Below are 14802 nucleotides of genomic sequence, written 5' to 3'. Positions count from 1 at the left end.
GGGGTTTTCCCTGCCGTAACTACGAAATTTACAGCGAACCATGAATTAGATTTTCAGGCATTTGATTTAAACATTGAAGCTCAATTAGAAGCCGGTACAGAGGGGATTATTTGAAATTAAAACCGAACATGTTTCCGTGGCCAGGTAAATAAGCTAACATTTTTGTGGCTCATCTGAAAAGATTACATTGTTCAAATATTATCAAAATGTAGCTATATTTTAACCTAATTATACAAACAACAACTCTAATTTGGGGTAATATCATTAATTTTAATCGTAATTGATAAGTCCAATTACGATGAAAGTATTACCGTTTACCATCCTGGTCCCAAAAGATAAAAGCGTGATCACAGAGTATATTAAACTCCCCCATTTTTATCAATATCTCCACAGACATGATGAGTGGCAAATTACCTATGTGGAAAGTGGTGAAGGAACTTTAATTGCCGGTAATGATATGTGCCCGTTCCGTTCCGGAGATGTCTTTGTCATCGGTGCCAAGCTTCCCCATTTATTTAAAAGTAATGCTGAATATTTTTCCGATAACAGCGATAAGGTGATTAAGGCCTGTTCCGTTTACTTCAATCCCAATGGTACTCTGGCTTCTTTGTTCGGCCTGCCTGAAATGAAGATGGCGAAAACTTTTCTAGAAAAAAACAAACATGGTTTTAAAGTTCCGTATGGCTTTACGGAGGACATCATAAAACAAATCTTTACGGTTCATAAGGCAACAGACATCGATGTTCTGGTCAGTTTTGTGAAATTAATTAATACTTTGCAGCATCTGAACGAAAATGTCGAACGGTTATGTTCAGATCTTTATTCATCCAACTTCAGCGAGAATGAAGGAATGCGACTGAGCAAAATCATTAATTTCATTACGGACAATTATAGCAATCCTATCTCTCTGGAAGATGTCGCCAATGCTGCTTTTATGACTCCGCAGGCTTTTTGCAGATACTTCAAGAAACACACAGGTCATACGTTTATTTCTTTTCTGAATGAAGTAAGGATTAATGCTGCGTGTAAAAGTCTTATTGCGGGAGAAAAAGCAGACTGTATTTCAGGAGTTGCTTACAGAGCAGGATTTAGCAGTATTACGAATTTTAACAGGTATTTAAAAGTATTATCGGGCAATCTCCAAAGTCTTATATTGCTACCTACAACAGTGTGAGCAGGGTAAACCAACCAGTCTGATCAACCTGTAAAACTAATCTTTATGGTTAAAATAGTAGTATTATTCGTCAATATATAAAAAGAATCTTTAAAATTCCAAGGTTATATTTACAATAAAAACCAACCTATGTTTTATCCTACCGCTAAAAAAGCGATAGCACTGATCTTCTGTATTTCAATTTTTTTTCAGACAAAAGCACAACAATCTACATTAACGCCTTATAAACCCAGTGCGGCAGAAATAGCGCTTGCCTATCTATCGGCCAACAAATTGGATACGATCATCCGCAATATCCCAACCAATAACAACATTGTCCCTTCCTGGAAAGAAGACGGAAGCGGCTTCTGGTATAAAAAAAGCCTTCCGAATAAAACATGGGAATATTACTATGTAGATGCAAGAACAGGAAAACGGAAAATCGCATTTGATCATCATAAATTAGCTCAGAATATAGAAAAGTATACAAGTCAAAAACAAAATCCACAGAAACTGAACATTTCTGAACTCTCTTTTGATGATCAAAAGAAAACAGCAACATTTAAAATGCGTGATGATTGGTATCAGTTCAATTTAAAGAATTATGCCATATCAGACGCAAAAGATACCCTCATTTATCATTACGACCCTAAAGGCCTGTTGCAAAAACGTAAATTGCGCTGGCAAAAAAACATTGAAGTAAAACGGTCACCGGATAGTAAAAATGAAATCCTGATCCGTGATGGAAATCTGTTTGTCATCAATATCAAAAATAAATCCGAAATCCAGCTAAGTGTTGATGGCACGGTCGATCAACCTTATAGTAATTTTGCATGGTCACCTGACGGCAAAAATATTATTGCTTACAAAACGGATCCAAAAAAAATCAAAGAAGTACATTACGTCCTGAGCTCTGTTCCGGGAACTACCCGCGGCCAGTTAAAATCAAGAGAATATGCCCAACCTGGTGACGATTTTACCACTTATCAACCTTATATTTTTAATCTAGAATCTAAAACATCAATAAAAGTGGAGGCAGATCCGATAGATTTTTTTGATGCCCCAGAACTGAACTGGCAAAACAACCGATATTACAGCTACGAGAAAGTGGATAGAGGCCATCAGCGATTCAGGGTCACTGAAGTGGATGTGGCCACTGGAAAAACAAGAAATATTATCGACGAGAAAACAAAAACGTTCATGTACGAAAGACGTATCTATACTCTGTATCTGCCCCAAACCAATGAAATGATATACAGCAGTGAACAGGATGGATGGAGGCATCTTTATCTTGTAGACACGGCTACCGGAAAACAGTCGCTTTTCACTAAAGGAGATTGGGTGGTCAGAGATATCGACAGTGTGGATGTGGTAAAAAGACAGGTTTGGTTCAGAGCAAGCGGAATGAATGTAGGTGAAGATCCTTACTTTATCCACTATTACCGGATCGGATTTGATGGTAAAGGGCTCATTGATCTTACTCCAGAAAAAGGAAACCATAATATCAGTTTTTCTCCTGACCGTAAATATTATATCGACACTTATTCCCAGGTCAATGTGCCTCCTGTTACTGAATTAAAATTAACAGCGAATGCCACAAAAATAAGTGAAATAGAACATGGGCAGAAAGAGCCTTATCTGGCAACCGGTATAAAATTGCCTGAAGTATTTGTTGCCAAAGGCCGGGATGGCATCACGGATATTTGGGGGATCATATGTTTCCCATCAAAAATGGATCCCAATACAAGTTATCCTGTCATTGAAAATATTTATGCAGGACCGAACGATAGTTTTGTTCCCAAAAGCTTTCTCCCTGCCAGCGAAATGCAAAGCATAGCTGAACTGGGCTTTATTGTCGTACAGATAGACGGTATGGGCACTGCCAACCGGTCTAAAGCCTTTCATGATATCTGCTGGAAAAATTTAGCAGATGCAGGATTACCGGACCGTATATTGTGGATGAAAGCCATGGCCCTCAAATATCCGAATGCTGATATTACGCGTGTCGGGATTTACGGTACTTCAGCAGGCGGACAAAGCTCTACAGGCGCTTTACTATGCCATCCCGAGTTTTATAAAGTGGCCGTATCTGCCTGCGGCTGTCATGACAACAGAATTGATAAGCAATGGTGGAACGAGCAATGGATGGGGTATCCTGTTGCAAAGCATTATGAAGAACAGTCAAATATTACAAACGCTGCTAAATTGCAGGGTAACTTATTTCTGATCGTTGGGGAAGCAGATGAAAATGTACCTCCGGAAGCCACTTATCGTCTTGCAGATGCATTAATCAAAGCCAATAAAAATTTCGATATCTTAAGCATCCCGGGAATGGGTCACAGTGATGGAGGTGTTTATGGGCGCAGACGGAAGAAGGATTTTTTTGTAAAGCATTTACTTAATGTCGAACCTCCCAAACCCAATACAACGAAGTAGACTCATCATATCTACAATCTAACAAAAAACCGTCATTACACTCAAAGAGCAAATGACGGTTCATTATTTTTTAAGCTGTATTAAACCATTAGCTTAATTCAATTTTGCTGTTAATTTTTTAAACTGTTTTTCTGCATTTTTTCCTTCATAAAGGATTGCGTAAACTGTATCAATGATTGGCAGTTTCAGATGTTTCTGCTTAGCTGTTTTATAGATGGAATCTGCTGCATAATATCCTTCTGCCACCATGTTCATAGACTGGATTGCTGATTTCACAGTGTATCCTTTTCCGATAAGATTTCCTAAACTCCGGTTTCTTGAGAACAGAGAGTATGCTGTTACCAGAAGGTCACCCAGGTAAGCACTTTCGTTAACGTCTCTTGGGGCCTCATATACGGCTTCCAGGAAGATTTCCATTTCACGGATCGCATTGGATACGAAAACAGCAGTGAAATTATCTCCATAACCCAGTCCGCTTGCTATACCCGCACCAATCGCAAAAATATTTTTAAGGATGGCACTATACTCATTTCCTAAGATATCTTTACTGGAATGTACTTTGATAAAATCTGAACTGAAAATTCCTTCCAGCTTGTCGGCCGTTTCATCCTCCACGGCAGCAACGGTAAGATAAGAAAGTCTTTCCATAGCGACTTCTTCTGCGTGGCATGGTCCTGCAATAACAGCCTGATTTCTGAAACCGATCTTAAATTCATCTCTTAAATAATGGGCTACCACATCATTTACTTTAGGAATAATTCCTTTAATGGCGGAAACAAAGATCTTATCACCATATTCACAGGTCATTTTATCCATGGTATCCGACAGGTAGATGGAAGGTGTTGCCAATACGATCACATCGCAGGCACTCACCAGCTCGTTGATATCTGTTGTAAGTTTCAGACTTTTAAGATTAAAATTAACTGCTGTAAGATAGGAAGGGTTGTGTCCGCGGAGCTCAATAGCTCCTTTTACGAATTCACTTCTTACGCACCAGTGTACCGTTTTACAGTTTTCAACAAGCATTTTTACGATAGCGGTTGCAAAACTTCCGCTGCCTACTACTCCTACAGAAATGTCTTTCTTATTCTTTTTTGGATTAGAAGATTCTGAAATTATTTTCTTTTTAGCCATAATTGGAATGTGAACTGCAAATATATTAAAACAAAGACGGAACGCAGACTTTGGAGCTATGATATAAACCATTTTCTGAAAAAATTAACACCCAAACACAATTAAATATCTAATTAGACGTTAAATACAGAAAAAACTAAGTTTTCTTTAAAAATATCCCTAAAAGAGTATTTTTAATTAAATTTGCATGCTTAAAACTGTTTTGTAATATACTAAGAGAAGAAATATGAAGAAATTTCTAAACAGCAAGAAGAACGTGAATGTTCTCCTCGGAGGACTTTTACTAGTAGTTTTTGCACAGGCGATCTTTATTGCCAGGTTATTTTCTGAGAAGGATGACAAGAAGTATGAAGTGAACCTTGTCAAAATAAACACTGAAAAAGACAGTGTAGATTATTTAAAGATGAAAACAGATCTTACTTTGGTAGATCAGACCGTAGCCGAACTTAATTCATTCCTGAGATCCAAAGACATCGCCAACGAAAAGGTGATGATCCTGAGTAAAGACAGTATCTCGAATTCTGTATATCTGGCAAAGCAGGCCAACCGCTACAGCCAGTATTTAATGAATCTTCAAAAAAAGCTGATGGAAGTTCCTCTGGGAATGCCTACCGACGGATACATCTCCTCTAATTTCGGTATCAGAAAAAATCCAATTCCTTTTAAAACCGTATTTGCCTCTGTAAAGCCTAGTGCTGCAGAATCCAAACCAATGGCTGCCGCTGCACCAAAACCAGAAGTAAAAGCTGAACCCGTTGAAAAAATCATTGAATTAACGGACAGCTACGGTAATAAAAGAGAAGTAAAAGTAATGGTGACTCCAAAAGCGGCACCTGCTGCTCCGGCACCATCTCCAACTGCTGCATCAACAAAAGCTGTTGCCGGCAATACCTCAACGAAAGCCCCAATGGAAAAGAACAATCCACCTGCTGAAGCAGATCAGATGCAGTTTCACAAAGGGCTGGACATTGCAGTCGCTTATGGTTCAGACGTGAGAGCTGCTGCTGCAGGAACCGTTATTTTCTCTGGTCAGAAAGGAGGCTATGGAAACTGTGTTATTGTATCTCATGGAAACGGACTGGCTACGCTTTACGGCCACTTATCACAGTTGGTTTCAAAAGTCAATGACAAGGTAAAGGTAGGACAGGTTATTGCCAAATCCGGGAATTCCGGGCGTTCTACAGGGCCGCATCTTCATTACGAAGTACACAAAAACAACACACCGGTGAATCCGAAACTGTTTATGAATTTATAAAAAAAGGGCTGTCAGGTAGACAGCCATTTTTTATGCTCAATTATTAATCGGATAAGAATTTAAACAGATTTAAAATCTTTTTGAACTATTAAGATTAAACTCACATGAATTCGGGTTAAGAAGATTATATCAGTGGCTGGAAGTTCATACCTTTGTCATGGTTTAAAGCCTTGACAAGGATCTATTTTTCTCGATTAGTATGAAAATTAATAAAACAGTCCTGCAAGTCTGGTTTTAGTTCAATAACATCTCTCTTCCTAATATCAACTTTCTGATATCAAAAAAACTACCATCTGATGACGGCAGCTTTTTATTTATTATTTCAGAATTTTAAGGGTTCCTTTCAGGTGAGTGAACGATCCGTTCGGCTCTGCAATATTGGTGTAGATTATATTCTTATTGTAATCCTGAACATGGGTAACATTAGAGCCTAATTTAGGTTCGTGCCAGTATACCATAAATATATTTTTTGCCACTTCTACAGCAGTGTACTGTACGGTATCTGTATTGCCTTTCCCAATTCCTGAAACTCCTGTAAAGGACATTTCTTTGTTATCTTTAAAATCCAGAATGAATTTAAGTGTTCCGAAATCGGCTTCTACTTTGTTTCCTATGGCCGGATAAGGCGATCTCAGATCCCAGTCCATCTCGCCAAAAAAAACTTTTGCTCCCATTCCCAGCTCATCCTTTCCATGAAGATCAGGGTATTTTTTAACCATAAAATCTACAACAGCAACAGATGTTTTATTTTCTGTGACTGCTTTTTTATAGTTTTCCAGATAGTTTTTAACGAAATCCAGAGATTGTGGTGACAGCGAAAGCTTTGCAAAATGGGAAGGAATTACCTGTTCAGGTTTTAATGCTTTCATGGCATCAATCTGTCCTATCCACTGATCAATTGCTTTGATATTCTGGGTGTCTGCCATCCAGATATGGGAATCTACGGAAACGGAAATACCGCCGGCCACTGTTTTTAAAGATGGAATCCATACAAAACTGTGAGCAGGATCTTCAGCATTCTGTTTTATTTCAATTTTATTTCCTTCCAGATCCGGAATAGCATTGGCGGCTGAGGGAATAATAATCTCTGAGGGAGTATCTTCTTTCAGCTGCGGCTTCCATACGGCCATTTTATCGTCTTTTGAAGCGGATATCAGGTAGGCAGTCTGTGCTGTTGAAATGATTTTTGCATTGGGAAATGCTTTTTTGATAACATCCAGCCCAAAATAAAAATCAGGGTCGCTGTGGGAAATAAAAACTGTTTTAAGATTTTTTCCTGTTGCTTTTATTTCTTTAACCAATTGTTCTGCATACTGTTTCTGAAACTGGGCATCAATAAGTACAGCGTCTTTATCTCCATAAATAATGGTGGACGTAATAGGGAAAATAGCCTTGGGACCGGGATTATAAACTTTAATCTTTAAATTCCCTGCGGACATAATGCTTACAAATCCCAGCAGAGCCAGCAGTGATAATAATTTCTTTTTTAACATTGTCTATTTTTTTAAAGGATTAATAAGCTGCTGTAAAACGCTCACGGATATGGTTGTTCTGTTCCAGCTCATCTACTAAAACTGCTGCTACATCTTCTACAGAAAGACGGCTTCTTCCGTTTTCATCAAAAACAGGAGTTTCTAAAGAAGTTCTGTACTTTCCTGTTCTCTCTCCTACATTAGCCTGATTCATTTCAATGGCAGGGCTGAAAAAAGTCCAATCCAGTGTATTGTTTTCTTTGATCTTGTTTAAATAATCCCTTGCTGCCGTTGCTCCCGGTTTGTAAGCTTCAGGGAAATCCGGAGTATCTACAATCTGTACGTTATCCGGAGTGTAAAGGCTTCCGGCTCCACCAACCACGATAAGTCTTTTTACACCCGATTCCTCTACTGCTTTTTCAATATTGATAGAACCGTTCAGAAAATCATTGTAAAGATTGGGATTCGTCCATCCTGCATTGAATGCACTAATCACGGCATCACTTCCTTTTAAAGCTTCTGCAAGTTCTCCTGTATTGTTTACGTCAACACTTTTTGCTGTTACATTTTCTTGTGATTCTACTTTAGAGGCATCTCTTACCAAAGCTTCTACAGCATATCCTCTTTCCACTAATTCATTAACTACTTTTTTCCCTACAAAACCGGTCGCACCGATTACTGATACTTTTTTCATAATATTTTATTTTAAAAATTAAATTGTAATAAAACTTGTTACATTTTGGGTTAAAAAAATTTTATTCGAACTGCTCCGAAAATTCTTTCAGGGACTTATCCCCTAAAAACTGAGTAACCAGCAGATCTGTTTCTTCAAATAAGGTATTCAAATGGATATTGATCTCTTTACCAACACTGCATGCAGGATTGGGATTCTGATTTTTCTTGCCTAGAACCTCTGTATTCTTCACAGCTCTGTAAATCTCCGAGATATTGATCTGTTCTGCATTTTTGGCAAGCTGGCTTCCCCCGTCTTTTCCCTGTCTGCTGGCAATCAGGCCTGCTTCTCTCAATACGCTTATCTCTTTTCTGACAATGGCCGGGTTGATATTGATGCTGCCGGCAATCCATTCAGAAGTGAGCCACTCCTGAGGACTTTTTGCCAATAAGGTCATAATATGTATTGCCGTAGCAAATCTTGTATTGTTCATTGTAATTACAGAACAAAGGTAAACAAATTTTTAAATGTAACAAATTTTATTACAGTTAAATTTTTCTTAAAGGATCAATTTATCCAGATCCAGCAGCAGGTAATTGATATTCTGGTTAATAGTCCTTGTTGCGGACTGCATCTGATTCAGCATGGCAGCACGGTTATGAAGATCATCTGCCCTGTAAAATCCTCCATCGCTGAAAATAACGGACTGATCAGCGGCTTTTTTAACATCATCAAACTGGTAATGAAGCCATCTTTCTTTCATGTTGCTGATAATGGAATGCTCTTCTTTATTGGAAAACTTTTTCTCTGTATACATATACCAGATGAATGGCGGAAAATTCGGAGATTCCAGCTTTTCTCTCCAGATGTCTCTCAACAGGTTTCTTTGATGGATAAATTCTACTTTTCTGCCTCTTGGATTAAGGGTGGCAAGCCCGAAACCTGCTCCAAGAACTCCCCCACTGATGTCAACAGCATTGCTCCAGCCTCCATCACTGATGATTCCTCCCGCGACAGATGCAGCTGCCCCGGTTACAATGGAAAGTAGAATCAGCTTATTATTTTTGGAATCGTTCAGGTTGTCTACATAATTTCCAATTTGTGCCACTCTTTCTCCCTCGCAGTCAAATTCTGCTGCAACAGCATCCAGTTCTGTTAAGGCAATTGTGATCTTGCTGTTGATCTTCGTTTTAAGCTGCAGTACTTTAACCTGGGAAGCAATGGATGAGTCTTTTTTAAGATCAATAATTTCATGAACTTCATCCAGATTATCCAACGCATTCAGAATAAGGATGCTCTGATCTGAAAATTTTCCCTGCAGTTCTTTATTGGCTGCCAGAATAGAATCCGAATTATAGGATGGAATTCTGTTGGTGTAATTGTATTTAAAAGGTGCTTTACAATAACTGTCCTTCAGGGTAAGGATATTTTGTTTAATCACCTGATTTTTTTTGGAGACACAGGAAGTTAACAGACTGAATACTGCCAAAAAGTAAAAGAGTTTTTTCATTCAGCTTATATTTTTTGCTTTGTGTAATATTGTTGGGAACCGCAAGGCGTAAGATTAATGGCGCAAAGATTTATCTCCGATAAAATTTAAAACTGCATATTTTGTACACCATTTTCCGGGATTCCCTGAAACCTTAAAAAATTACAACAATCTTTCTTTTGTTAAATTGATCTACACGAATATAATACAAATAAAAAAAATTACCTGAATTCAGGTAATTTTTTAAGCTATTTTTAAGCAGGATTATTTTATATCCAGTAATTCCACTTCGAAAACCAGTGTAGAATTCGGACCGATCTCTTTACTGATCTGCTGATCTCCGTACGCTAAATGCGGAGGAAGGATTAATCTCCATTTACTTCCAACAGGCATTAACTGAAGGGCTTCCGTCCATCCTTTGATCACTTTATTTAAAGGGAAAGATGCAGGAGTTCCTCTTTTTACGGAGCTGTCGAAAACTTTACCGGAAATAGTAGTTCCGTGGTAATGGCACTTTACTGTGGATTTAGGTCCTGGCTTTGCTCCGCTTCCCTCGGTAATGATCTCATACTGCAAACCGCTCGGCAACTGTACAACACTTTCTCTCTTACCGTATTCTTCCATATACTCTTTACCGTCATTAAGATTCTTCTCGGCAAGTTCTTTTTTCTTTTTAAATAACATATCTGCTACTCCCATTGTTGATATTTTTTACAAAGATAGGAGTTTTTGTGAAGATCGAAAGATGGAAGATTCTAATTCCCTCTTGTGTCCCTTCAGCTAAGACACAGACTGACAACAACTTCCTTTTTTTTCTATTCCCCTATTTCTTTCAAACTGCTTCTCACTCTCAGAATTCAAACAATTTTAATATTATGTTAACACAGATTCGGAAACTTGGCGTTATAATTGGATTTAAAAACTAAATGCCACAACCACTAAAATATAATAAGAAATTCGATGAGCTTAATGAAGAGGAAAAACAACTTCTCGAAATCAATAAAAAGTCGATTGCCGACTTTGTTGAACAGTCCTCTTCTATAAGCAATGTCAACTATGCCACCAGAAATGCCCATGCAAAGACTTATGCTGCAGCTGATGGCACATTCATTATTGATAAAAATATTCCTGAAGAACTTCTTCCGTTTTTCGACGGTGAAAAATTTGACCTTACCATAAGGATTTCGAATGCCAATCTGAAAATCAATGCAGCTGAAAAAGATGTTCCTGCTTATGGATTCGCTGTTAAAGTAAAAGATGAAAACGGTGGACTGATCGCTAATTTTCCTTTGGTTAATTTTCCTTTATTTCCTACCAATTCGGTTTCTCATTTTCTGAAACTGTTTACTGCTGTAAACCGGTTATATCTAAAAAAATGGAAAGGTATATTTTCACTGGCCGCCCAGGCTGTTAAGATGATTCCTTATTTTTTTACTTTGTCTTTTTTCAAAAATATTTTAAAACTTCTGGGCAAAAGGAATGATTTTATTCTCTCTTTTGATTATTATTCTGTGGGCGCTTACCGCCTCGGTGAGAATATGATTAAGATAAAACTGGTTCCGAAATCTGTCAATAAAAAATTCGGCCGGAATCTAAAAATGCAAGATGCTTTGAAAAACTATTTTCAGGAGAATAGTTATACAGCAGATGTTTTTATACAGTTCTGTTATAACCTGAAAGACCAGCCCATCAACCGACTGAATGTAGAATGGAAAAATTCTCCTTACATCAAGATCGGGGAAGTGATCATCAACAAAGGAGCACTGCTTGATCCCCGTGACTGTACCAATGAGCTGCTTTCATTCAATCCATTTGAAAGCAAACCCTATTTTCAGCCTGTTGGAAAGATACAAAAACTGCGTGATGAGGCGTATAAGGTTTCTTTGCAGACCAGAAGAAAAATTAATAAGCTGCTGAATAAACATCAATAAATCAGGGCTTTATTTTTAACTGGTTTGATATTTTCAATAAAAGACTGTTCTCCTGAACAGTCTTTATACCATTATTTAAACTTCCGGTCTTCTTCCCGGATGCTTAAATCATTGATGCTGGCATATCTTTTCTGCATAAGGCCATTCTCATCAAACTCCCAGTTTTCATTTCAAGAAACATACAGAACGGTCTGTACTTTTTTTCAAAAAATTACTTATAATTTAAATTCGTGCAGTGATTAAAGTAAAACGCAAGGGTAAACAGAATTTTAAATTTAAGATAAACAAGGCCGTTTCACTTATTGTCAGCAATACAAGGAAATATTTATTATCTCTGATTTCAAGTTAAAGATATATAAAAGTCAATAAAGAAGATCATAAAAAAAGCCCCTGAAAGTTGACTTCAGGAGCTTCTATGTTTATATTATAAAGAATTTATAATGTTTATTCTTCTTCCAGTTTTTCTTTATCATCTTCTTTCTTTTCAGGGAAAAGAACAGAAACAAGAACAGAAAGTACCAACACTCCTCCAACGATTCCCAATGAAATCGGAGACGGAATATGAATCCAAGGGGCAATCAGCATTTTTACCCCAATAAATGCAAGGATAATAGCCAACCCGTACGGAAGCTTGCTGAACATATAGATAAAGTTCGCCAACAGGAAATATAGGGATCTCAATCCTAAGATCGCGAAAATATTTGATGTATACAAGATGAACGGGTCATTGGAGATTGCAAAGATCGCCGGAATAGAGTCTACTGCGAATAGAACGTCGGTAAATTCAATAACTCCCACCACTACTAAAAGCGGTGTTGCCATTTTGATTCCGTTCTGAATGGTGAAGAATTTATCTCCATCATAATTATCGGAAACTTTCCAGAAACTCTTGATCAGTCTTGCACCAGCCGTATTGCTGTAATCTTCATCATCTTCACCATCTCCTTCACCCCAGGATTTGATTCCGGCATACACAAGGAAGAGACCGAAGAGGGTCATCACCACATTAATCTTCACTGCTTCTCCGAAAACATTCATTTCAGGAAGATAGGTCAGGTTAATAAGTTCTACTCCTGCAAAGATAAATATCGCTCTGAATATCAATGCTCCAATAATTCCCCAGAAGAGAACTTTGTGATGGAGGTATTTCGGAACTTTGAAGAACCCGAAAACAAGGATAAATACAAATAAATTATCTACAGAGAGGGCTTTTTCAATCCAGTAGGCAGCCTGATATTGCGTAAATTTCTCTACGGCCATGGCATGGCTTTCAGGGGTTCCGTCTGTATTAAAAACCCAATACACTACTCCGGAAAATATCATGGATAATGAAATCCATACGATAGACCAGATGGTGGCTTCTTTGGAAGTTACTTCATGGCTTTTTTTGTTGAATACTCCTAAATCCAGGAGCAGCATGATAACCACGGTTACCGCAAATCCCCACACCAAGCCCGGGTGCAATTCTAAAATACTTTGATGTTCCACTTCAGTTTATGTTATTATATGATAAAAGCAATAGATGTACGGTATGCACAAATATTGCTAATTTTTAATGTTTTTTATTTGATATCAATATTATTATAAATAAGTTTTTGCTCAAGGCCTGTAAAACTATTCATTTTTTTCGAATGAGCCAAGCCCATTCTTACTGATTATCTATTGATTACAAATAATTGGCCTGAACTGTCTGGATCGTCTGCTCCAGTTTTCTGTCCGAGGTAGGATCTCCGATTGCATTGAACTTCCATTCACCGTTTCTTTTGTAGAAAACACCCATTACCATGGCAACATGCCCTTTGAATGAGGCGTCATTGGCGATATCATATTTAGCGAAAACCTCTCTTACGTTGGTAGGAGTTCCTTCATAGATACGGATAGAAGCGAAAGGAATTGTTCCGAAATCCTGTCCCTGGTAGCTGTTCAGTACCAGCGCAACGTGTTCTACATTCGGTTCCAGCTGGCTGAAATCTACTGTGATCACTTCATTGTCCAGTCCATCGTCTCCGTTTACGTCACCGGTAAGGTCGTCCCCGCTATGTTTTACAGAACCGTTTCTGGACTTCAGGTTTCCGAAATAAATGACTTCTGTAAGCGTTTTGTTTGAATCAAATAAAATACAGCTTCCGTCTAAGTCTACTGCTTCTTTTTTTGTTCCGAAAAGTCCTTTTTTCTCAATTGCTCCCCAGTTGATTCCCACACAGGCTTGGGTAAGCTCGGCACCGTTTTCCTTTTTCAGGTTGATTCTTTGACCTTTTTGTAAGTTAATAGCCATTTTTTTATGGTTTAGTATTGTTATTTTATTGTTGGGCGAAATGATAGCTTTCTTTCGCTTTAATTATTATTCAAATTCAGATTAAGCATGGCGCGCAGAATATTCGTTTCTTCATCAAAATCGAATATTTTGCTCATAATATCTATATTTTCCAGGTTTTTGAGATAGTCTTTCAGCACATTTTCCACTTCTGCAGGAAGCATTCGCTTTCTTTCATTGATGGAATTTTCCAGCAGCTCATTTTTATTTTTCAGCTGATTGATGATCATCGTCTGGTTCGACTGGTTCTCGGAAGTATCAAGTTTTTCCAGATCACCGTCAAACAGGTAGAGTTTTTTTTCATCAATACCAAAAATAAAATAATCATCCGACTGAAATATTCTGAAGAGCTCATACTCGTAGGTCCCGATCAGATAACCGCAGACAAAACGCACCTTAAAGCTCTGGATATTCAGTCTTCCCAAAAGTTTCCTTTCTATCGTATAATCTTTATACTGATAAGCAGGAAAAGGCTGGGATTTCAGCTGTTCTTCATCTGCATTGGTCCTGTAGAATTCCTGTCCGTATTTTTTATGGAAATACAGAACCTTGTTCCAGTCTGCCGTGAAAATATTTTCGGTAAGATCTTTATAGAGCGTTTTCAGATGCTGGGAAAATATACCGCTATACATTTTCCGCTCGGTCTGAAAGCTGTCTCCACGCCTTTCTTCAAAACCTTCAATATATTTATTATTTACGTCAATTTCGTTAATCACAGCCAGCATATCATTTTCCTTCTGCCTTTTGATCTTGGTGAGAAGTTCTATGAGGCTGTCGGTATACTGCAGGTGAAAAAGTTCCAGCTTCTTGTAGTCCAAAGCTTTATTTTCCTGAAATAAATTATGTATAATATCCGTTTTGATGTAAATAGATATGATATCAATATGTTCAAAAAAATTAGCAAGAAGTTTAAGCTTTGTTAATCTTCTTTTACTCTGAGACATT

The 14802-nt window shown here is 37.8% G+C and carries 13 protein-coding genes and 1 pseudogene; 4 read left to right on the top strand and 10 right to left on the bottom strand.

Features of this window, described 5'->3' with window-relative positions; translation table 11 throughout:
• Positions 1 to 298: 298 nt before the first annotated feature.
• Together ACMGDK_RS15560 and ACMGDK_RS15555 are read left to right on the top strand one after the other, a co-directional pair.
• On the top strand, positions 299 to 1174 hold the full coding sequence (locus ACMGDK_RS15560) for an AraC family transcriptional regulator (protein WP_436808788.1): 876 nt from the start codon (positions 299 to 301) through the stop codon (positions 1172 to 1174).
• 129 nt (positions 1175 to 1303) lie between these two features.
• Positions 1304 to 3589 (top strand): S9 family peptidase, encoded by a 2286-nt coding sequence (locus ACMGDK_RS15555; RefSeq protein WP_436808787.1) that lies wholly within the window; start codon positions 1304 to 1306, stop codon positions 3587 to 3589.
• Positions 3590 to 3682: 93 nt separating this feature from the next.
• Here the strand turns inward: ACMGDK_RS15555 and ACMGDK_RS15550 are convergent, their stop codons facing one another.
• On the bottom strand, positions 3683 to 4723 hold the full coding sequence (locus ACMGDK_RS15550; protein WP_436808786.1) for an NAD(P)H-dependent glycerol-3-phosphate dehydrogenase: 1041 nt from the start codon (positions 4721 to 4723) through the stop codon (positions 3683 to 3685).
• A gap of 226 nt (positions 4724 to 4949) precedes the next feature.
• Here ACMGDK_RS15550 and ACMGDK_RS15545 point away from each other — a divergent pair, with 226 nt between their 5' ends.
• Complete coding sequence (locus ACMGDK_RS15545) at positions 4950 to 5978, top strand: M23 family metallopeptidase (protein ID WP_436808785.1); 1029 nt, start codon at positions 4950 to 4952, stop codon at positions 5976 to 5978.
• Between the two features lie 317 nt (positions 5979 to 6295).
• On the opposite strand, the gene ACMGDK_RS15540 is transcribed toward ACMGDK_RS15545, so the two are convergent.
• From ACMGDK_RS15540 to bamJ, 5 genes are all read right to left on the bottom strand, one after another.
• Positions 6296 to 7471, bottom strand: a complete 1176-nt coding sequence (locus ACMGDK_RS15540; RefSeq protein ID WP_436808784.1) for a MoaF-related domain-containing protein — start codon at positions 7469 to 7471, stop codon at positions 6296 to 6298.
• A gap of 19 nt (positions 7472 to 7490) precedes the next feature.
• The gene (locus ACMGDK_RS15535) at positions 7491 to 8144 is read right to left on the bottom strand and encodes an NAD(P)-dependent oxidoreductase (protein ID WP_436808783.1); all 654 of its coding nucleotides are present in this window, start codon (positions 8142 to 8144) and stop codon (positions 7491 to 7493) included.
• Between the two features lie 61 nt (positions 8145 to 8205).
• Positions 8206 to 8616 carry an Rrf2 family transcriptional regulator gene (locus ACMGDK_RS15530; RefSeq protein ID WP_436808782.1) on the bottom strand — a complete coding sequence of 137 codons (411 nt, stop codon included), beginning with the start codon at positions 8614 to 8616 and terminating at the stop codon, positions 8206 to 8208.
• A 66-nt stretch (positions 8617 to 8682) separates the two neighbouring features.
• On the bottom strand, positions 8683 to 9633 hold the full coding sequence (locus ACMGDK_RS15525) for a hypothetical protein (protein WP_436808781.1): 951 nt from the start codon (positions 9631 to 9633) through the stop codon (positions 8683 to 8685).
• Between the two features lie 243 nt (positions 9634 to 9876).
• Entirely contained in the window at positions 9877 to 10311 is a 435-nt protein-coding gene (bamJ, locus tag ACMGDK_RS15520) for a BamJ family beta-barrel-assembly machinery protein (RefSeq protein ID WP_436808780.1), read from the bottom strand.
• A 227-nt stretch (positions 10312 to 10538) separates the two neighbouring features.
• On the opposite strand from bamJ, the gene ACMGDK_RS15515 reads away from it, so the two are divergent.
• Positions 10539 to 11543 carry a catalase family protein gene (locus tag ACMGDK_RS15515; RefSeq protein WP_436808779.1) on the top strand — a complete coding sequence of 335 codons (1005 nt, stop codon included), beginning with the start codon at positions 10539 to 10541 and terminating at the stop codon, positions 11541 to 11543.
• Positions 11544 to 11614: 71 nt separating this feature from the next.
• Here the strand turns inward: ACMGDK_RS15515 and ACMGDK_RS15510 are convergent.
• From ACMGDK_RS15510 to ACMGDK_RS15495, 4 genes and pseudogenes are all read right to left on the bottom strand, one after another.
• A pseudogene (locus ACMGDK_RS15510) lies at positions 11615 to 11713 on the bottom strand (DUF1348 family protein); the annotation flags it as partial.
• A gap of 274 nt (positions 11714 to 11987) precedes the next feature.
• Positions 11988 to 13031, bottom strand: a complete 1044-nt coding sequence (locus ACMGDK_RS15505; RefSeq protein ID WP_436808778.1) for a TerC/Alx family metal homeostasis membrane protein — start codon at positions 13029 to 13031, stop codon at positions 11988 to 11990.
• 178 nt (positions 13032 to 13209) lie between these two features.
• Positions 13210 to 13818: a TerD family protein gene (locus ACMGDK_RS15500; RefSeq protein WP_034703446.1), complete on the bottom strand. Its 609-nt coding sequence runs from the start codon at positions 13816 to 13818 to the stop codon at positions 13210 to 13212.
• A gap of 59 nt (positions 13819 to 13877) precedes the next feature.
• Entirely contained in the window at positions 13878 to 14801 is a 924-nt protein-coding gene (locus ACMGDK_RS15495; protein WP_436808777.1) for a hypothetical protein, read from the bottom strand.
• Between the last annotated feature and the right edge of the window lies 1 nt (position 14802).

The sequence above is a fragment of the Chryseobacterium hilariae genome, from assembly GCF_051400735.1.
In the GTDB taxonomy this organism is placed as follows: Bacteria; Bacteroidota; Bacteroidia; order Flavobacteriales; family Weeksellaceae; genus Chryseobacterium.
The sequence above is the reverse complement of the archived record's forward strand: the minus strand, read 5'-3'. Positions and strand labels throughout refer to the sequence as shown.